This is a genomic window from Pantoea sp. GABEPS69 (genome assembly GCF_045780835.1).
GTDB classification, from domain to species: Bacteria; Pseudomonadota; Gammaproteobacteria; order Enterobacterales; family Enterobacteriaceae; genus Pantoea; species Pantoea septica.
This window is the reverse complement of record NZ_CP118618.1, coordinates 2,809,861-2,828,102: the sequence shown is the minus strand read 5'-3', so window position 1 is coordinate 2,828,102 and position 18,242 is coordinate 2,809,861. Positions and strand designations below refer to the sequence as shown.

15 protein-coding genes, 3 tRNA genes and 1 other RNA gene are annotated in these 18,242 nt (G+C 61.9%); 9 read left to right on the top strand and 10 right to left on the bottom strand.

The genetic code is table 11. The features are described from left to right. Nucleotides 1–9 precede the first annotated feature (9 nt). From cpoB to PVE98_RS13810, 5 genes are all read left to right on the top strand, one after another. On the top strand, nt 10–813 hold the full coding sequence (gene cpoB / locus PVE98_RS13830) for a cell division protein CpoB (protein WP_096072799.1): 804 nt from the start codon (nt 10–12) through the stop codon (nt 811–813). A gap of 166 nt (nt 814–979) precedes the next feature. Continuing rightward, nucleotides 980–1,055: transfer RNA gene (locus tag PVE98_RS13825), tRNA-Lys, on the top strand. 68 nt (nt 1,056–1,123) lie between these two features. Continuing rightward, a tRNA-Lys gene (locus PVE98_RS13820) sits at nt 1,124–1,199 on the top strand. Nucleotides 1,200–1,242: 43 nt separating this feature from the next. After that, nucleotides 1,243–1,318, top strand: a tRNA-Lys gene (locus tag PVE98_RS13815). Between the two features lie 45 nt (nt 1,319–1,363). Next, nucleotides 1,364–1,498: non-coding RNA, RtT sRNA (locus PVE98_RS13810), on the top strand. A 237-nt stretch (nt 1,499–1,735) separates the two neighbouring features. Here PVE98_RS13810 and PVE98_RS13805 read toward each other — a convergent pair. After that, nucleotides 1,736–3,208, bottom strand: coding sequence for an AlkA N-terminal domain-containing protein (locus tag PVE98_RS13805; protein ID WP_096072800.1), 1,473 nt, complete (start codon nt 3,206–3,208; stop codon nt 1,736–1,738). A gap of 157 nt (nt 3,209–3,365) precedes the next feature. Between PVE98_RS13805 and PVE98_RS13800 the strand changes: the two genes are divergently transcribed. From PVE98_RS13800 to pnuC, 3 genes are all read left to right on the top strand, one after another. After that, nucleotides 3,366–3,896, top strand: a complete 531-nt coding sequence (locus PVE98_RS13800) for a methylated-DNA--[protein]-cysteine S-methyltransferase (protein ID WP_096072801.1) — start codon at nt 3,366–3,368, stop codon at nt 3,894–3,896. 127 nt (nt 3,897–4,023) lie between these two features. Continuing rightward, complete coding sequence (nadA, locus tag PVE98_RS13795) at nt 4,024–5,085, top strand: quinolinate synthase NadA (RefSeq protein ID WP_033751664.1); 1,062 nt, start codon at nt 4,024–4,026, stop codon at nt 5,083–5,085. A 10-nt stretch (nt 5,086–5,095) separates the two neighbouring features. Continuing rightward, entirely contained in the window at nt 5,096–5,818 is a 723-nt protein-coding gene (pnuC, locus tag PVE98_RS13790; RefSeq protein ID WP_096072802.1) for a nicotinamide riboside transporter PnuC, read from the top strand. Here the strand turns inward: pnuC and zitB are convergent. The 4 genes from zitB to PVE98_RS13770 form a co-directional block, all read right to left on the bottom strand. After that, on the bottom strand, nt 5,812–6,771 hold the full coding sequence (gene zitB, locus PVE98_RS13785; RefSeq protein ID WP_096072803.1) for a CDF family zinc transporter ZitB: 960 nt from the start codon (nt 6,769–6,771) through the stop codon (nt 5,812–5,814). The genes pnuC and zitB overlap by 7 nt on opposite strands. Continuing rightward, on the bottom strand, nt 6,761–9,820 hold the full coding sequence (locus PVE98_RS13780) for an ATP-binding protein (protein WP_096072804.1): 3,060 nt from the start codon (nt 9,818–9,820) through the stop codon (nt 6,761–6,763). Before PVE98_RS13780 ends, zitB begins: the two co-directional genes overlap by 11 nt. After that, nucleotides 9,802–10,383 carry a response regulator transcription factor gene (locus tag PVE98_RS13775; protein WP_096072805.1) on the bottom strand — a complete coding sequence of 194 codons (582 nt, stop codon included), beginning with the start codon at nt 10,381–10,383 and terminating at the stop codon, nt 9,802–9,804. Before PVE98_RS13775 ends, PVE98_RS13780 begins: the two co-directional genes overlap by 19 nt. An 88-nt stretch (nt 10,384–10,471) precedes the next feature. Continuing rightward, nucleotides 10,472–10,828 carry a YbgS-like family protein gene (locus PVE98_RS13770; protein WP_096072806.1) on the bottom strand — a complete coding sequence of 119 codons (357 nt, stop codon included), beginning with the start codon at nt 10,826–10,828 and terminating at the stop codon, nt 10,472–10,474. Between the two features lie 288 nt (nt 10,829–11,116). On the opposite strand from PVE98_RS13770, the gene aroG reads away from it, so the two are divergent. Continuing rightward, a complete protein-coding gene (gene aroG, locus PVE98_RS13765; RefSeq protein WP_096072807.1) occupies nt 11,117–12,169 on the top strand; it encodes a 3-deoxy-7-phosphoheptulonate synthase AroG in 1,053 nt (350 codons plus the stop codon). Between the two features lie 232 nt (nt 12,170–12,401). Here aroG and gpmA read toward each other — a convergent pair whose 3' ends face one another. From gpmA to modF, 5 genes are all read right to left on the bottom strand, one after another. Next, nucleotides 12,402–13,154, bottom strand: coding sequence for a 2,3-diphosphoglycerate-dependent phosphoglycerate mutase (gene gpmA / locus PVE98_RS13760; RefSeq protein WP_033751646.1), 753 nt, complete (start codon nt 13,152–13,154; stop codon nt 12,402–12,404). A 160-nt stretch (nt 13,155–13,314) separates the two neighbouring features. Next, on the bottom strand, nt 13,315–14,349 hold the full coding sequence (gene galM / locus PVE98_RS13755; RefSeq protein ID WP_096072808.1) for a galactose-1-epimerase: 1,035 nt from the start codon (nt 14,347–14,349) through the stop codon (nt 13,315–13,317). After that, nucleotides 14,343–15,491 carry a galactokinase gene (galK, locus tag PVE98_RS13750; RefSeq protein ID WP_369826198.1) on the bottom strand — a complete coding sequence of 383 codons (1,149 nt, stop codon included), beginning with the start codon at nt 15,489–15,491 and terminating at the stop codon, nt 14,343–14,345. Before galK ends, galM begins: the two co-directional genes overlap by 7 nt. Beyond that, nucleotides 15,488–16,531 carry a galactose-1-phosphate uridylyltransferase gene (galT, locus tag PVE98_RS13745; protein ID WP_096072809.1) on the bottom strand — a complete coding sequence of 348 codons (1,044 nt, stop codon included), beginning with the start codon at nt 16,529–16,531 and terminating at the stop codon, nt 15,488–15,490. The genes galK and galT overlap by 4 nt, the downstream gene beginning before the upstream one ends. A 237-nt stretch (nt 16,532–16,768) precedes the next feature. After that, entirely contained in the window at nt 16,769–18,238 is a 1,470-nt protein-coding gene (gene modF / locus PVE98_RS13740; protein WP_096072810.1) for a molybdate ABC transporter ATP-binding protein ModF, read from the bottom strand. Between the last annotated feature and the right edge of the window lie 4 nt (nt 18,239–18,242).

Here is an 18,242-nt window from a genome sequence, read left to right as displayed (position 1 = left end):
GAGAATCACATGATTAGTAACTTCAGACTTCACCTGTTGGGTCTGTCGTTACTGGTTGGCGTAGCGGCCCCCTGGGCCGCTAATGCCCAGGCATCAATCAGTAACGTCGGCTCTGGCTCGGTCGAAGACCGCGTCACCACTCTTGAACGCATTTCCAACGCCCAGGCTCAGCTTCTGCAGCAACTGCAGCAGCAGATGAGCGACAACCAAAGCGATATCGATTCGCTGCGCGGGCAAATCCAGCAAAACAGCTACCAGCTTAATCAGGTCATCGAGCGGCAGAAGCAGCTCTATCAGCAGATCGACAGCCTGAGCAGCAGCGGCGCGAACAGTGCGGCACAAAGCGGCGCTGATGCGCCGGCGGCGAGCGCCGATACGGGCGCAGCGGCCAGCGCAGACGGCGCGGCGGCAGCCTCATCAGGCGCGCCGGTGCAGAGCGGCGACGCCAACAGCGACTATAACGCCGCGGTGGCGCTGATTCTGGAAAAAAAACAGTATGACCAGGCGATCGCTGCGCTGCAGGCGTGGGTCAAGCGCTATCCTGACTCAACCTACCAGCCGAACGCCAATTACTGGCTGGGGCAGTTGAACTACAACAAGGGTAAAAAAGACGACGCGGCCTATTATTATGCCACCGTGGTTAAAAATTACCCGAAGTCGCCGAAGGCTTCTGAAGCGTTGCTAAAGGTTGGCGTTATCATGCAGGAGAAAAAGGATACGGCGAAAGCCAAGGCCGTTTTCCAGCAGGTGATAAAACTTTACCCCAATACCGATTCAGCTAAGCAGGCGCAAAAACGCCTCGACGGGCTGTAATTTGTGCAGCCAGCACCGGATTTTGCCTGATTTCTGGTCTGGCAGCATGAAAGGTAAGCAGTTGACGCCGCTGGTGGAAAATAAGGGTTGCGCTACCTCGGTAAATCAGTAATATATGCCGCCGTTGCCGGGACAGATTGCAAATGTGTCTGGCAAGCCTGAAGATGGGTCGTTAGCTCAGTTGGTAGAGCAGTTGACTTTTAATCAATTGGTCGCAGGTTCGAATCCTGCACGACCCACCATCTTCTCAGCAAACAGGTTTTCTGCTCTGTTGCTGCGAAACTTCAGCATCGCTTCACAACCTAAAGATGGGTCGTTAGCTCAGTTGGTAGAGCAGTTGACTTTTAATCAATTGGTCGCAGGTTCGAATCCTGCACGACCCACCATCTTTTACGCAGGCTTCAGGTTTGCGGGTTGTAAGCCCCAAGCGGGTCGTTAGCTCAGTTGGTAGAGCAGTTGACTTTTAATCAATTGGTCGCAGGTTCGAATCCTGCACGACCCACCAATTCAGGAAAAAGCGCCCAATGGGCGCTTTTTTCGTTCAGGCACGCTGAGATGTCTGACGTGCAGGATGAGAACCTGCGCAGGTTCGACTGAATCGCCGGGAGCGATTCAGGCTGATGCAGCGCATCACCCGAAGGGCGAGGCCCCGGACGGGCCGAGGCAAATCCTGCACGACCCACCAATTCAGAAAGAAGCGCCCAATGGGCGCTTTTTTCGTTTCTGCGCTATGCGGCTATAATCAGCCGTTTCGTAAAGCTAAACCGCAGCCAGACTGGCGCAGGGGTGGCGAGCGCGAAGAGCAAAGCGTTCGAGCCAGGATGGCGAGGCCGACCCACAGGGATGTGGGATTCCTTTGCGATCGCGCTCGCTACCTCTGCGCCGCGCACTATACCTGCAGCTATGGCTATCCCGCGCCTCGTTAAGATTCTTTCTTCGCCTTTGCTACGGTGAGATTCTCCCAGATATGCATCACCGCGTAGCTGCGCCACGGACGCCACTGCTGCGAACGCGCCTCCGCCTCGGCGGGCTTCAGGCCGCCCAGATTATTACGAATGGCGATATCTTCCTTGGGGAACGCGTCCGGCCAGCGCAGGGCGCGCATCGCAATATAGTGCGCCGTCCAGGGGCCAATGCCCGGCAGCGCCACCAGCTGCTTCATCACCGTCTCCGGCGACTGCGTGGCGTTAAAGCGCAGCGAGCCGCCGGCACACGCCTGCGCAAAGGCGATAATGGCGCGCGAGCGCGCGCTCACGATGCCGAGCGGCGCAACGTCGTCCACCGTCAGGCTGGCGACGCGCTCCGGCAGCGCGGCGTAGCGCGTCAGATCGGGAAAAGGGGTCACGCAGGGCTCGCCAAAGGCGGCGGCAAAACGGCTGCTCACGGTGGTCGCGGCCTTCACCGTCACCTGCTGCCCGATAATGGCGCGCACGCCAAGCTCAAAGGCGTCAAATGCGCCCGGCACGCGCAAACCGGGATTGCGCGCCAGGCTCGGCGCCAGCAGCGCATCCTGCGCCAGCCGGTCAGCGATAAGCTGCGGCTGTGCGTTAAGGTCGAAAAGATCGCGCAGGCGGCGCAGCAGTAGCGGCAGCACCGGCGTCAGCGAGGTGGAAAAGGTCAGCTGCAGCGCGCACTTCTGCGGCAGATGCGACACGCTAACCCAGCCGCGACAGCGTCCCAGCGCCACGGTGCGCCGATACGCGCCATCCTGCACCGCCTCGACCTCTTTCATCAGGTGGGTCTGCAAAAAAGCCAGCATCGCCTCCCAGTCGTACGGCGGACGATAGACCATCAGCAGGGTGGTGCTGTCGCCCGGCTGCGCGCGCGTCGAAGCGCTGACGCCCTTGCGCAGCGCGCTCGGCGTCATGCGGTAGCGCGCCTGAAACACATCGTTAAAGCGGCGCAGGCTGCTAAAGCCGCTGGCATAGGCGACATCCGTCACCGGCAGCTGCGTCTCCGTCAGCAGCTGCTTCGCCAGCAGCATGCGCCGCGTCTGCTTCAGCTCCAGCGGCGACACGCCCAGCTCCTGCTGCACGATGCGGCGCAGCTGGCGCAGGCTGACGCCAAACTCGGCGGCGATCGCCTCCAGCCCTTCGCTCTCCTCCAGCATGCCCTCCTCGATGCGCTGAATCAGCCTGTCCGCCATGCGGTGAGGCTGATCGACCGGCGCGTTGCCCGGCGCAAGCTCGGGGCGACAGCGCAGGCAGGGGCGGAAATGGGCCTTCTCCGCCGCTTCGGCGCTGGCGAAAAACAGACAGTTCTTCTGCTGCGGCGCTTTAACCGGGCAGATGGGTCGACAGTAAATGCCGGTCGAGGTGACGCCAACGAAAAACACCCCGTCGAAACGGGTATCGCGCGAGGTGAGCGCCTGATAAGCAATCTCAGGATCGAACATAGTGACTCCTGCAAATAAACAGAGCCTATACCCGCTTTCTGATGCAGACTCGCTGTTTTCGGACAGCAAAGCAGTTTAGTCTGATGGCCGAAAACGGCCAGCGCGCAGTGGCTAAAATGCGACAATAGCGGATGTCTCAAACAGGGAGAACAGCATCATGTATCACTACAAACTTGTCTCCACGCCGGTGGGCGAACTGAAACTGGTGGCGAGCGATCGCGGACTTGCAGGCATACTCTGGAAAAACGACGACCCGCACGGCGCGCGCTTTCTGCCGCAAACGCGCGACGAGTCGCATCCAATCCTGATCGAGGCGGAGCGCCAGCTGCGAGAGTACTTTGCCGGCGAGCGCCGCTGCTTCACGCTGCCGCTCGACTTCGTCGGCACTGAGTTTCAGAAAAAAGTGTGGAACGCGCTGGTGGCGATCCCCTTCGGCGAAACGCGCAGCTACAGCGAAATCGCCCGCCAGATCGGCCATCCGCAGGCGGTGCGCGCGGTCGGCGCGGCGAACGGCAGAAATCCGATCTCTATCGTCGCGCCTTGCCATCGCGTCATCGGCGCCAACGGCAAGCTGACCGGTTTCGCTGGCGGTCTGGAGGTCAAAGCCTTCCTGCTGGATCTGGAAATGCCGCAAAAGGGGGCCGTGCTGCCGCTATTCACCGAGGAGCCTTCGCCGCCGCGCGTCTAAAAAAGAGCACGACACCGCCGCGCGTTTCCGCTATCGTGTTTAGCATATAAAACACGATGGCGGGATGAACGTCAGTTTTCGCCGTCTTAAGCGATTTTCGTTCATTTAATAAAACGAGAGCGGTGTAATGAGTGCTTTATTCGATACAGACAGCGCGGCCTGGCCCTTTCCCGCGAAACCTGCGCGCCTCAGCGGCGACGAAAAAGAATTTTATCTGAGTAAAATCAAACGCCTGCTAAAAGAGCGCGACGCGGTTATCGTGGCGCACTACTACACCGACCCGGAAATCCAGGCGCTGGCGGAAGAGACCGGCGGCTGCGTGGCGGACTCGCTGGAGATGGCGCGCTTCGGCAGCGCGCATCCGGCGTCGACGCTGCTGGTGGCGGGCGTGCGTTTTATGGGCGAAACCGCCAAAATCCTCAGCCCGGAGAAAACCGTGCTGATGCCGACGCTGCAGGCGGAGTGCTCGCTCGACCTCGGCTGCCCCATCGACGAATTCAACGCCTTCTGCGACGCCCATCCCGACCGCACCGTGGTGGTCTACGCCAACACCTCGGCGGCGGTCAAAGCGCGCGCCGACTGGGTGGTCACCTCCAGCATCGCGGTAGAGCTGATCGACCATCTCGACAGCCTGGGCGAAAAAATCATCTGGGCGCCGGATCGCCATCTCGGCCGCTACGTCACGCAGAAAACCGGCGCGGACGTGCTCTGCTGGCAGGGCGCCTGCATCGTGCATGACGAATTTAAAACCCAGGCGCTGCTGCGCATGAAGGCGCTCTATCCCGACGCGGCGGTGCTGGTGCATCCGGAATCGCCGCAGGCGGTGGTCGATCTTGCCGACGCGGTCGGCTCCACCAGCCAGCTGATCCAGGCGGCGCAGCAGCTGCCGCATCCGCAGATGATCGTGGCGACCGATCGCGGCATCTTCTACAAAATGCAGCAGGCGGTGCCGGAAAAAACGCTGCTGGAAGCGCCGACTGCAGGCGAAGGGGCGACCTGCCGCAGCTGCGCGCACTGCCCGTGGATGGCGATGAACGGCCTGAAAGCTATCGCCGAGGGGCTGGAGCAGGGCGGCGCGCAGCATGAAATAGAGGTTGATGCCGCGCTGCGCGAGGCGGCATTATTGCCGCTCAACCGCATGCTCTCTTTCGCTGCGGATCTCAAACTGAAGGTAAAAGGGAACGCCTGAGGAACCGATGATGGATTTTTTCAGCACAAGCAATATCCTGGTTCATATCCCGATCGGCGCGGGCGGCTACGATCTCTCGTGGATTGAAGCCATCGGCACGCTGGCGGGTCTGCTCTGCATCTGGCTCGCCAGCCTGGAAAAAGTGATCAACTATCCGTTCGGCCTGATTAACGTCACGCTGTTCGCCGCCATTTTCTTCCAGATCCAGCTCTACGCCAGCCTGCTGCTGCAGCTCTTCTTTTTCGTCGCCAACGTCTATGGCTGGTACGCCTGGAGCCGGCAGACCGACGATCGCCAGGCGGCGCTAAAAATCCGCTGGCTGTCGCTGCCGAAGGCGCTGGGATGGGGCGCGGTCTGCGTCGTCGCCATTGCGCTGATGACGCGCTATATCGATCCGGTCTTCGCCTTCCTGACGCAGATCGCCGTGTCGCTGATGAACGCGCTCGGCCTGCAAGTGGCGATGCCGACGCTGCAGCCTGATGCCTTTCCGTTCTGGGACGCCAGCATGATGGTGCTCTCCATCGTGGCGATGATCCTGATGACGCGCAAATATGTCGAGAACTGGCTGCTGTGGGTGGTAATCGACGTGATCAGCGTGATGATCTTCGCGCGCCAGGGCGTCTACGCCATGGCGCTGGAATATGTCATCCTGACGCTGATTGCCCTTAACGGCTCGCGCCTGTGGATAGCGAGCGCGCGGCAGCACGGCTCGCGCGCGCTGGCGCGTCAGTGATGGTGCGCCTCTTCACCGTGATGATGATGGTGATGCGCCGTCGCTGAGCCGCCGTCGAAGCCCAGCTCGCAGTCGGGCGTGGCGCACGGCTGATACTCCATCTGCACCGTGGCGTGTCCAATCTGATACTTCTGGTGCAGATAGCGGTGGATACGCTGCAGCAGCGCATCGTGGTCGTAAGGCGGGATCACATGCACATGCAGCGTCACCACCGGCTTCTCGCCGACCTGCCAGACGTGCACATGATGCACGTTGCGCACCTCCGGAATATTCAGCGTCAGGTCGCGCGTCAGCTTCTCTGCATCGATCACCGCCGGCGCGCCCTCCAGCAGCTCGTGCAGGCTCTCGCGCAGCAGCGCCCAGGCGCTGCGCAGCACCAGCAGCGACACCAGCAGCGACAGAATCGGGTCGATGGGCGTCCAGCCGGTATAGAGGATAATCAACGCCGCCACAATCGCGCCCACCGAGCCGAGCAGATCGCCCATAACGTGCAGCGCGGCGGCGCGCACGTTGAGATTCTTCTCTTCGCTGCCGTGATGCAGCAGCCAGAAAGAGAGCATATTGGCCAGCAGGCCCGCGACCGCGATGCCGAGCATCAAACCGCCGGTCACCGGCTGCGGCTGGTAAAAGCGACGCAATGCCTCCCAGACGATCAGCGCGGTAATCACCAGCAGGGCGATGGCGTTAACGAAGGCCGCCAGCGTGGTAAGACGCAGCAGCCCGAAGGTATGACGAGCGTTGGGCTTGCGCTGGGCGAACTGCACCGCCAGCAGCGCCATTAGCAGCGCGGCGGCGTCGGTAAGCATGTGTCCGGCATCGGCCAGCAGCGCCAGCGAGCCGGAAATCCAGCCGCCGACCGCCTCCGCCAGCATAAAGATTGCCGTAACGGCGAAAGCGGCCGCGAGGCGTTTGCGATTGCCCGCCGGCGCGCTGTGAGCGTGGTTATGAGCCATAAGAGTCCAGTTTTATCAGTAACCTGTTGGTGAGTAATAGTAGCAAATCCCATTCATCCGGCGCGTCCTGCTGCGCTTTAGCCCGATCCGCCAGCCGCTGGCTGAGTTCGGCGCCTTGCTCCAGACCGATAAGCAGCCAGCTTCCCTTCATGCGGTGCGCCGCTTCCGCCAGCTGCGGCCAGTCGCCCGCCGCGCGCGCCGCCGTGATGCGCGCCACGTCGTTGTTCAGCGCGTCGCGCAGCGTTCGGCTCAGCCGCGCCAGAAACTTCTCGCTCTGCTGCGCCAGCTGGCGCAGGTTGTCATCCAGCGCCGCCAGCGGATCCCGATCGAAATGCGCCAGCAGCGCGGCGAGATCGCCTAACTGCACCGGCTTAATCAGCACGCGCTCGTTCGCCTGCAGCGGCAGGCTGAGCAGCTGTGCGTCGGCGGAGCAGAGCACACGCATCGCCGCTCGCTGACGCTGACGATCGCGGCGGCGCAGCAGCCGCAGCAGCAGCTGGCCGTCCGGACGCGGCATCATCTGATCGATAAACAGCAGATCGTAGGGCCGTTCGGCATCCGCGCGGAGCAGGGCGCGCCCGTCGGCAAAGCAGTCCGCCTCGACGGCGAAGCGCGCCAGTTGCTGCTGCAGCACCATCAGGTTGGCCGGGTGATCGTCGACGATGGCGCAGCGCAGCGCGGCATAGCGCGGCAGCACGGCGTTCTCCTGCGGCGCGGCCTCGCAGCGCTCCAGCGGCAGCGTCACCCTGACCTCGGTGCCGTGGCCGGGCTGCGAGCGCAGCGCAATATCACCGCCCATGCGCTGCACGATCTCCCGGCAGATAAACAGGCCCAGGCCGCTGCCCTGCACCGATACCTTCTTGCCCGACGGCGCCTGATACCAGGGATCGAACAGCTTCGGCTGCTCTTCCGGCGGAATGCCGCTGCCGCTGTCGCGCAGGGTGAAGATCAGCCGTTCATCGGCGGCGAGCGTCAGGCGTATCTCGCCCTGAGCGGTAAACTTCAGGGCGTTGGTCATCAGGTTATTGATCACCTGCTGCAGCCGATCCGCGTCGATCAGCACGCGCTCCGGCAGCGGCGTCAGCGCCTCGACGATCAGCGTCGGGCCGCCGGCGCGCATCAGCGGATGATAAAAGCGCTGCTGCTGCGCCAGCCACGCCTCCAGCGCCAGCGGACGCGGCGCGAGGGTAAAACTGTTGCTCTCGATGCGCGCGTGATCCTGCAGATCGTTCAGCAGCGTCAGCAGCGAACGGGCGCTGCTGTAGACCAGCGACAGGTTAGCGGAGCGCGCTTTTTCCAGTTCCAGCAGACCGAGGATCGCCTGCATCGGCGTGCGCAGCTCATGGCTGACGGTGGCGAGGAACTGGCTTTTCATCGCGTTGGCGCGCTCGGCCTGCTGGCGCTGAAGACGTTCGCGCCGCTGCTGCCAGTAGCGGCGCGCCAGCAGCAGCAGCAGCACGACGATGGCCGCGCCCGCTGCGGCCAGCACCAGCTGGGGCAGCGCGCGCATCGTCATCGCATTGCCCGGCTGCGGCGGCGTCAGCCAGCCGTCGCGCATCTGCCGCTGCGTATCAACGGGAATCTGCTGCAGCGCGCGGTTGATCAGCGGACGCAGCAGCGGCTGGTCGGCGGCGACGCCCAGCGCCACCGGCCAGGCGATATCGCTGGCGGCGAAGGCGAGACGTAGTCGATCGCCGTAGCGCGCGGCAATGCGCCAGCGCGCCGACAGCACGTTATCCGCCAGCGCGTCGATCTGTCCGTTCGCCAGCGCGTCGTACAGGCTGGCGCGATCGGCAAACACCTGCGGCGTCACCTCGGGCGGCAGCAGCCGCGTCGCGACGTCGTCGCGCAGCATGCCGACCCGCTTGCCCGCCAGATCGTGCCAGCGGCTGAAGCTGGCGTCGCGCCGGCTGTAGATGCCCCACAGGGCGCGCCAGACCGGCAGCGTGGCGTTTTGCGCCGCGTCGCCGCTGAGCGGCAGCGTGAGCCGCAGCATCACCTGACGCTGCGCCAGCAGTTCGTCCGCCTGCTGCGGTCCGGCGACCCAGCGCGGCGCGAAGCGCACGCCGCTGCTCTGCGCGATGGCGTTGAGCAGATCGACGCTGTAGCCGCGCGCCGCGCCGCTGCCGTCACGGTAGCTCCAGGGGGCGTTGTCGCTCTCCGCGGCGTAGTAGATCACCGGATGGGCGCTGAGCCAGGCGCGCTCTGCCGCGCTCAGCATCAGGGTTTGCGTATCCTGATAGCGCGGCAGCGGGGCGCCCCAGCGCGACTGCAGGCTGGTCGCCAGCTCGGCGGGCAGCTGACGCAGACTCTGGTTGATCCAGTCGATCAGCGCGGCGTCGCGGGCGAAGGCGCGCAGCGTCAGTTGGCCGACATCCAGCTGCGAGGCGATCTGGTAGATTTCGCCCTGCTGCAGCTGACTGAGCAGAAAGCTGGCGCTGATCTCATCCGCCACCACATAGTCGTTCTGCTGATTAAGCAGCGTCGAAATCGCCTGCAGGTCGTTGCTGTAGGTGCGCCAGCGATGCTTTTGCGCCACCGTCGCCGGCAGCTGCGCCAGCGTGACCTGGCTGATGGCGAGCTGCGCATTCTCGCTGTTGAACATCACGGCACGCGCGTTGCGCTGGCTGCGATAGATGCGCAGCGGGCTGCTGAACCAGCTTTCGCTGTGCAGCACGCCCGCCGGCAGTGGGTTCGGCAGCGCGCCCAGCGCAAAATCGATCTGGCCGCTCTGCAGCGCCGCCATCAGCTGCGCGCGATCGGCGAACAGCCTGAGCGTAAACCGGGCGCCGGTAAGCTGATGCAGGGCGGCCAGCGCGTCGGCGTCCAGGCCGTAGAGCTCGTCGCCGACGCGCATCGTCCAGGGCGCGTTGCTCTCCTCCAGCAGGCCGACGCGCAGCGTCTTTCCCTGCATCGCGTCGGCGCCGCTGACCGGCATCATCATCGGCAGATCCAGGCTGCTGACCGGCCGCAGTTCGGCCCAGGTCAAAGTGGCCGAGAGAGAGAGCAACAGCAGCAGCAGGAATCGCCTCACTGCTGCGCTTTCCACAGGTCGGCCAGCTCCACCACCGAGCGCGCGCCGGTTTTTTCCAGAATATTCTTTTTATGGGTGCTGACGGTTTTATTGCTGATATGCAGCTGCTCGGCGATTTGTAGATTCGAGAGACCGCTTGCCAGCAGCGCCAGCACCTGCTGCTCTTTGCTGGTGAGCGGCAGGGCGGAAGCGGTCACCTCAGGCGGGAAGGCGAGCTGGCCGCCCAGCACCGCGAGGATCGCGCTCAGCAGCTGCTCCATACGCTGGCTTTTGACCACGTAGCCCGCCGCGCCCAGCGCCTGCGCGCTGCGCACATAGTGGCTGCCCTGCTGCGCCGAATAGATCAGCACGGGGATCTGCGGAAAATGGATCCTAAGGCGACGCAGGATTTCCAGCCCGTCGCCGTCCGGCAGGCCGATATCCAGCACGATAATGTCGGTGGGCTGCGTCAGCAGCTGGCGCGCCTGCTGTTCGCTGGCGGCGGAACGTAAAAGGATGGAGAAGGGGGCCCGATCGAGCGCGGCTTCCAGCGCCACTTCGACCAGCGGATGATCGTCTATTAACAACAGCGAGGCCATGAACGTTTCCTGACAGAATTCATTGCCCCAGCATAGCGGAAGTTAACGCAGAGAAAAATAATGGAGAGCCGAAGCTCTCCAGAAGATATTACTGCGAGGTGCCGTCAGTTTTGCGGTCGACTTTGCCGCCGCCCTCTTTGGTTTGCACTTTGCTGTTAATATCGGGGCATTTGCCGTCTTTACACTGGCTATTCTGGTCCATCTCATTGGCAGACATATTGCTGCCGCTGGTGCTGCCGCCGTTGGCCGCAGGATTGGTATTGGTGCCGGTGTTATTAATGTCGTTGTTATCGACATTATTCGGCGGCAGATTCTGTTTCGCGCCGCCCGCTGCCGCGCCTGCTTCAGCCGCCTGGTTAGCCGTGCCGTTATTGTCGGCCATCGCCGCGCCGCTGCCTAAAGTCATTGCTGCCGTCAGAAAGATAATTGCAAACTTATTCATCATTATGCTCCTGTAATCAATGATAGCTGCTGTTTTGAACCCGATGGTGCAGTTTGACGTAAAGAGGTTCCGGCGAAATTTAATTTCACCCAAAGGTCGTCCGGAAGGGATAAATAATGTAAGCGAAGCGTTCCTCAGTGCTTACATGTAAAAGCCTAGTTGAGAACCCTATAAATGCAAATCTCACGCATGCATTTAAGACGCGCCCTGAATTTACACTCCGGGCGCAACGGGATAAATTGGTCGGGTTGTGCCCGACCCGCGTTGGGCCAGGAATAAATGGAATGATTTATGAATTACCAGAATGATGATTTACGTATTCGGGATATTAAAGAGCTGCTGCCTCCCGTTGCGCTGCTGGAGAAGTTTCCCGCCACCGATAATGCCGCGCGCACCGTTGCCCGCGCGCGTGACGCTATCCATCAGATTTTGCAGGGCGAGGACGATCGCCTGCTGGTGGTAATCGGCCCCTGTTCGATTCACGACCCGCAGGCGGCGAAAGAGTACGCTTCGCGCCTGCTGAAGCTGCGCGACGAGCTGAAAGGCGAGCTGGAAGTGGTGATGCGCGTCTATTTTGAAAAACCGCGCACCACCGTCGGCTGGAAAGGGCTGATCAACGATCCCTATATGGACGGCAGCTTTCAGCTGAACGACGGCCTGCGCCTGGCGCGCCAGCTGCTGCTGGAGATCAACGACAGCGGCCTGCCGGCGGCGGGCGAGTTTCTCGATATGATCACGCCGCAGTACGTGGCGGACCTGATGAGCTGGGGCGCTATCGGCGCGCGCACCACCGAGTCGCAGGTGCATCGCGAGCTGGCGTCAGGGCTCTCCTGTCCGGTCGGCTTTAAGAACGGCACCGATGGCACCATCAAGGTGGCGATCGACGCCATCAACGCCGCGGGTTCGCCGCACTGTTTCCTGTCAGTGACCAAGTATGGTCATTCGGCGATTGTCGAAACCAGCGGCAACGCGGACTGCCATATTATTTTGCGCGGCGGCAAAGAGCCGAACTACAGCGCGCAGCACGTTAGCGCGGTGAAAACCGGGCTGGAGAAGGCGGGTCTGCCGCCGCAGGTGATGATCGACTTCAGCCACGCCAACAGCAGCAAGCAGTATCAGAAGCAGCTGGAAGTCGCGGATGACGTGGCGGCGCAGATTTCTGGCGGCGAGCGCGGCATTATCGGCGTGATGATCGAGAGCCATCTGGTCGAGGGCAACCAGAGCCTGGAGAGCGGCGAGCCGCTGGTCTACGGCAAGAGCATCACCGACGCCTGCATCGGCTGGAGCGACACCGATAAGGTGCTGCGTCAGCTGGCTGCTGCGGTGAAGCAGCGCCGCGGCTGATTAAAAGCGAAGGACAGCAAGGTGCTGACGTGGCAAGCATGGACCGATCGCAAAGTCGCTCAAGGCATCCATGCTCGCTCGGCCCGCGCCATCCCTGGCGCGGGACGCTTTGCTCTTCGGTCCATGCTTGCCGCGTTTTGAATGCCGTGCGCCTTTATAGTGTTCAACATTCAATTCGCAGCCATAAAAAAAGGCCAGACATTGTCTGGCCTTTTTACCTTTCAGCTCACGCTTACTTTGCTTTACCCTGGTTAGCGACGGCGGCGGCTTTCGCGGCAATCTCGTCGGCATCGCCCAGATAGTAGTGTTTGATCGGTTTGAAATTCTCGTCGAACTCATACACCAGCGGCACGCCGGTCGGGATGTTCAGCTCGAGGATCTCATCTTCGCTCATGTTGTCGAGGTATTTCACCAGCGCGCGCAGCGAGTTGCCGTGCGCCGCGATGATCACTTTCTCGCCGCTCTTGATGCGCGGCAGAATGCTCTCGTTCCAGTAAGGGATAACGCGATCGATGGTCAGCGCCAGGCTCTCGGTGGTCGGCAGCTGCTCAGCGCTCAGCTTCGCATAGCGCGGGTCGTGGCCAGGGAAACGCTCGTCGTTGCGATCCAGCTCCGGCGGCGTAACCGCAAAGCCGCGACGCCACTGTTTCACCTGATCGTCGCCATATTTGGCCGCGGTTTCCGCTTTATCCAGACCCTGCAGCGCACCGTAGTGACGCTCGTTCAGACGCCAGGATTTCTCTACCGGCAGCCAGGCCTGATCCAGCTCATCAAGAACATTCCACAGAGTGTGAATGGCGCGTTTCAGTACGGAGGTGTAAGCGAAATCAAAGACGAAACCTTCTTTTTTCAGCAGCTGACCGGCTGCTTTGGCTTCGGTGCGACCTTTATCAGAAAGATCCACGTCATACCATCCGGTGAAGCGGTTTTCCTGGTTCCACTGACTTTCGCCGTGGCGGACCAGAACCAGCTTAGTTACGGCCATAGTTAACTCCTTAACTCTTTGATGTTTCTACGATAATGGAAACCTTGCTGCAACCAACCCGACGCGCGCGCCCGGCGGCACATGGATAGCGCCATACCATAGCGGAAAACGGCGCAGGGTGTAAGCCTGTCGGCAACGCACTGCGCGTTTTTCAGGCGGTTCAGCGCGGCGTGAAGCGGTAGCGCGTCACCGACTCCCAGCGCTCGCCCGGCTGCAGCCAGCATGAGGGCTGGGGCCACTCGGGATGATTCGGCGAATCGGGTAAAAATTCGCTCTCCAGCGCAATGCCCTGGAAAGCAGTATAGCTTTCCTGTTCGCGCGCGCGCGTTCCCGCCAGATAGTTGCCGGTATAGAACTGCAGCGCGGGCGCGGCAGTGGTCACGGTCAGCTGCAGTTCGCCGTCGGCAGACCAGAGGTGCGCGGCTGGCTGGCTGGCGTCGCCGGCGCTGTCGAGCAGAAAGGCGTGATCGTAACCTTTTACCGCCTGCTGATCGGCGTCGGCGAGAAAATCCTGCGCCACAACCTTGCCCGCGCGAAAATCGAAGCTGGTGCCCGCCACCGCTTTCAGCGGCGCATTGGGAATACCGTCGCTGTCGACAGGCAGATACTGTTCGGCCAGCAGTTGTAAGCGATGCTGGCGCGCGTCGCCATGATGCGCATCAAGATTAAAGTAGGCGTGGTTGGTCAGGTTGACCGGGCAGGGCCGATCGACCTCTGCCTGATAGCTGATCGACAGGCAGTTGTCGTCGTCCAGCTCATAGCGCACCTGCGCCAGCAGATTGCCGGGATAGCCCTGGTCGCCGTCCGGCGAGTCCAGACGGTAAACCACGCTGTTCTCGCTCTGGCTGACGATCTGCCAGCGGCGCTTGTCAAAGCCCTGCGGCCCGCCGTGCAGCTGGTGCTCGCCCTGGTTCGCCGCCAGCTGAATAGCCTGCTGCGTCAGCGTCGCCTTGCTGATGCGGTTGGCGTAACGTCCGATGGTGGCGCCGAGATAGGCGTCCTGATGCAGATAATCGGACGGCGTGGCGCAGCCGAGCAGGGTTTCGCGCACGCTGCCGTCGCGCATCGGCACCCGAGCCGACAGCCAGGTGGCGCCCCAGTCCATAAAGGTCGCTACCATGCCGCTGGCGTTGCGCAGCACCGTAATGCGCCACGGCTGGCCGTCCGGGGCGTGTGAATTCACGTCGCTTAGCATTGACCCGCTCCTTCTGAGGCGGTGCAAACGTAAAAGGTCTCTTTGATGCCGGTTTTCGCTTCGTACTGTTCCGCCACCGCCGCTTTCACTCGATCCACCAGATCGAACGGCATCAGCGCCACCACGCAGCCGCCGAAGCCGCCGCCGGTCATGCGCACGCCGCCGCGATCGCCGATCTCCGCCTTAACGATCTCGACCAGCGCATCGATCGGCGGCACGGTGATTTCGAAGTCGTCGCGCATCGAGGCGTGCGATTCCGCCATCAGCTCGCCCATACGTTTCAGGTCTCCCTTGCTCAGCGCGTCGGCCGCCTCCAGGGTACGGGCGTTCTCCGTCAGCACGTGACGCACGCGTTTTGCCACCTGCGGATCCAGCTCATGCTCCACCGCTTTGAACTGATCGATATCCACGTCGCGCAGCGCTGGCTGAGCGAAGAAGCGCGCGCCGGTTTCGCACTGCTCGCGGCGCGTGTTGTATTCGCTGCCCACCAGATTGCGGCGGAAGTTAGAGTTGATGATCACCACCGCGACATCTTTCGGCATTGAAACCGGGCGGGTGCCGAGGGTGCGGCAGTCGAGCAGCATGGCGTGATCTTTTTTGCCCAGCGCGGAGATAAGCTGGTCCATGATGCCGCAGTTGCAGCCCACGAACTGGTTCTCCGCCTCCTGACCGTTGACGGCGATGGCCGCGCCGTCGAGCTTCAGGTGATAGAGCTGCTGAAATACGGTGCCGACCGCCACTTCCAGCGACGCCGACGAGCTGAGGCCCGCGCCCTGCGGCACGTCGCCGGCGATCACCATATCAACGCCGCCGAAGCTGGCGTCGCGCTGCTGCAGGTGTTTCACCACGCCGCGCACATAGTTGGCCCACATTGGCTCTTTCACGCTGAGGATCGGCGCGTCGAGCGAGAAGCTGTCCTGCTGATTATCGTAATCCACCGCCACGACGCGCACCTGACGATCGTCGCGCTTCGCGCAGGCGATAACGGTCTGATAATCGATAGCGCACGGCAGCACGAAGCCGTCGTTGTAGTCAGTATGTTCGCCAATCAGGTTCACGCGTCCCGGTGCCTGAATGGTGTGGGTCGGGGCATAGCCGAAAGTTTCGTTGAAAATCTGCTGCGTGGTGGTTTTTAACATTATTGTGCCTCGCGGAAATGAATATCGCTAACGGCGCGTAGACGTTCTGCCGCCTGTTCCGCCGTTAAATCGCGTTGGGTTTCAGCCAGCATTTCGTAGCCGACCATAAATTTGCGAACCGTAGCCGAGCGCAGCAGCGGCGGGTAAAAGTGCGCGTGCAGCTGCCAGTGATCGTTTTCTTCGCCGTTGAACGGCGCGCCGTGCCAGCCCATGGAGTAGGGGAAAGAGCACTGAAACAGGTTGTCGTAGCGGCTGGTCAGCTGCTTAAGCGCCTTCGCCAGATCTGCGCTCTGTTCCGGCGAGAGATCGTTGAGACGTTTGATATGGGCTTTCGGCAGCAGCAGGGTTTCGAACGGCCAGGCCGCCCACCAGGGCACCACTGCCAGCCAGTGTTCGGTTTCGACCACGGTGCGGCTGCCGTCGCTCAGTTCGCGCGCGGCGTAGTCCACCAGCATCGGCGAGCCGTGCGCAGCATAGTAGGCGCGCTGATGCGCATCTTCGCGCTGCGCTTCGTTAGGCAGAAAACTGTTGGCCCATATCTGGCCGTGCGGATGAGGGTTAGAGCAGCCCATCGCCGCGCCCTTGTTTTCAAAAACCTGCACCCAGGGATAGTGCTGGCCGAGATCGGCGGTCTGCGCCTGCCAGGTTTTAACCACCTCTTCCAGCGCGGGCAGCGACATCTCCGGCAGCGTCTTGCTGTGATCAGGCGAGAAGCAGATCACCCGGCTGGTGCCGCGCGCGCTTTCGCAGCGCATCAGTACGTCGCTGCTCTCCGGCGCTTCCGGCGTATCGGTCATCAGCGCGGCGAAATCGTTAGTGAAAACGTAAGTGCCTTTATAATCAGGGTTTTTGTCGCCGGTGACGCGCGTGTTGCCCGCGCAGAGGAAACAGTCGGGATCGTGCGTCGGCAGCTTCTCTTGCGAAGGGGTTTCCTGCGCGCCCTGCCAGGGACGTTTGGCACGGTGGGGCGAAACGAGGATCCACTGATCGATCAGCGGATTGTAACGGCGATGCGGATGATCGACCGGGTTAAATTTTTCCATGTTGAGTCCTGGTTAACGTCAAAAAGCCAGACAGGCAGGGTTAAAAAGTAGCACATCATCGCGCGGTAAAGCGTGATCAAGTCTGGATAAATGGAATCGTTTACACAAGCTGAAAATTCTTATTCAAAGCCTTTTGCTTGCGATTATAGGGGTGAAAAGGGCAAAGCAATGGTAGCGGTTACATAGATAGGGCCGGAGTAAGTAGGCGAACGCCGCAGAGCGGCGTCGCGGGAGTTATTACAGACTTTCTTGCTGATAAGCGTAGCCATCGGCGGCAGGTACAAAGCTGAGTCGATGGGTGATGCAGCGCGGCGCGTCTTCCGCGTGGTGAGAAACGAACAGCAGCTGGGTGCGGCCTTCGCCGATGAGAATATCGACGAAGCGGCGCACTAGCTGGCGATTGATGGGATCCAGCCCCTGCAGCGGTTCATCAAGGATCAGCAGCGTCGGATGCTTCACCAGCGCGCGGGCGATCAGCACCAGCCGCTGCTGGCCCCAGGAGAGGCTATGGAACGGCGCGTCGGCCAGCGCGTTATCCATGCCGAGCAGCGCCAGCCACTGCCGCGCCAGCGCCTTCTGCCGCTCCGACGCCGCCTGATAGAGGCCGATGGAGTCGAAGAAACCGGAGAGGATCACGGTGCGCACGTTGACGCTGACGCGATACTCCAGATGCAGGCTGCTGCTGACGTAGCCGATATGCTGTTTGATATCCCAGATGGTTTCGCCGCTGCCGCGTTTAATGCCGAACAGCCAGAGATCGTTGCTGTAGCCCTGAGGATGATCGCCGGTCACCAGGCTCAGCAGCGTCGATTTTCCGGCGCCGTTAGGCCCGACGATCTGCCAGTGTTCGCCGACGTTGACCTGCCAGTTCAGCCCGTTGATCACCGCTTTGTCGTTATAGCAGACCATGCCGTTGCGCAGGATGACGCGCGGCGTACCCTGCGCCAAGGGCGGCAGCTGGTCGGGCGCATCCGGCTCCGGCAGGGCCATGCCCTCCAGCCGTTCGCTGTGCGCCAGCTGCGCCACCAGCGCCTCCGCCAGGATCGCATCGCGCGCGCCGACGTGAGTCAGGGTGCACTCCGCCAGCACGCCGACCTGCTGAATAAAATCGGGGATGTCGTCAAAGCGATTGAGCACCAGCACCAGCGCGACGTCGGGCTGCTGCAGGTTCGCCAGCGTCTCCGTCAGGCTGGCGCGCGAGGCGACGTCAAGGCCGTCGAAAGGCTCGTCGAGGATCAGCAGATCGGGCTGTTTCATCAGCGCCTGGCAGAGCAGCACCTTGCGCGTCTCGCCGGTGGAGAGGTATTTAAAGCGCCGATCGAGCAGGTAGCCGATGGCGAACCGCTCCGCCAGCGCCTGCGCGCGCGCCGCCTCCTGTACCTCATCCTGGATAATCTCCAGCGCGGTGCGGCCGGTATCGGTTTCGCCTTCGCTCAGCAGATCGGTGTTGTTGCGTTCCCATTCGTCGGCAACCAGCTTTTGCAGCTGTTCCAGCGACAGGCGCGTCGGGCGCGCGAACCGGCTGGCGAACGTGCCTTTTTCCGGCGCCAGCTCGCCTGCCAGCGCGCGCGCCAGCGACGATTTGCCGCTGCCGTTGGCGCCGACGAAGGCCCAGCTCTGGCCGCCCGTCAGTCGCAGATCGTTCAGGTTCAGTAATCGCGTGTCGCTGAGACGAAACGTGCCTTGCGAAATTTGCAATAATGCCATGATA

Bases quoted from the DNA above. Each gene is read 5' to 3' on its own strand.
- cpoB (WP_096072799.1), top strand. From the start codon at position 10: ATGATTAGTAACTTCAGACTTCACCTGTTGGGTCTGTCGTTACTGGTT.
- PVE98_RS13805 (WP_096072800.1), bottom strand. From the start codon at position 3,208: ATGTTCGATCCTGAGATTGCTTATCAGGCGCTCACCTCGCGCGATACC.
- PVE98_RS13800 (WP_096072801.1), top strand. From the start codon at position 3,366: ATGTATCACTACAAACTTGTCTCCACGCCGGTGGGCGAACTGAAACTG.
- nadA (WP_033751664.1), top strand. From the start codon at position 4,024: ATGAGTGCTTTATTCGATACAGACAGCGCGGCCTGGCCCTTTCCCGCG.
- pnuC (WP_096072802.1), top strand. From the start codon at position 5,096: ATGGATTTTTTCAGCACAAGCAATATCCTGGTTCATATCCCGATCGGC.
- zitB (WP_096072803.1), bottom strand. From the start codon at position 6,771: ATGGCTCATAACCACGCTCACAGCGCGCCGGCGGGCAATCGCAAACGC.
- PVE98_RS13775 (WP_096072805.1), bottom strand. From the start codon at position 10,383: ATGGCCTCGCTGTTGTTAATAGACGATCATCCGCTGGTCGAAGTGGCG.
- PVE98_RS13770 (WP_096072806.1), bottom strand. From the start codon at position 10,828: ATGATGAATAAGTTTGCAATTATCTTTCTGACGGCAGCAATGACTTTA.
- aroG (WP_096072807.1), top strand. From the start codon at position 11,117: ATGAATTACCAGAATGATGATTTACGTATTCGGGATATTAAAGAGCTG.
- gpmA (WP_033751646.1), bottom strand. From the start codon at position 13,154: ATGGCCGTAACTAAGCTGGTTCTGGTCCGCCACGGCGAAAGTCAGTGG.
- galM (WP_096072808.1), bottom strand. From the start codon at position 14,349: ATGCTAAGCGACGTGAATTCACACGCCCCGGACGGCCAGCCGTGGCGC.
- galT (WP_096072809.1), bottom strand. From the start codon at position 16,531: ATGGAAAAATTTAACCCGGTCGATCATCCGCATCGCCGTTACAATCCG.
- modF (WP_096072810.1), bottom strand. From the start codon at position 18,238: ATGGCATTATTGCAAATTTCGCAAGGCACGTTTCGTCTCAGCGACACG.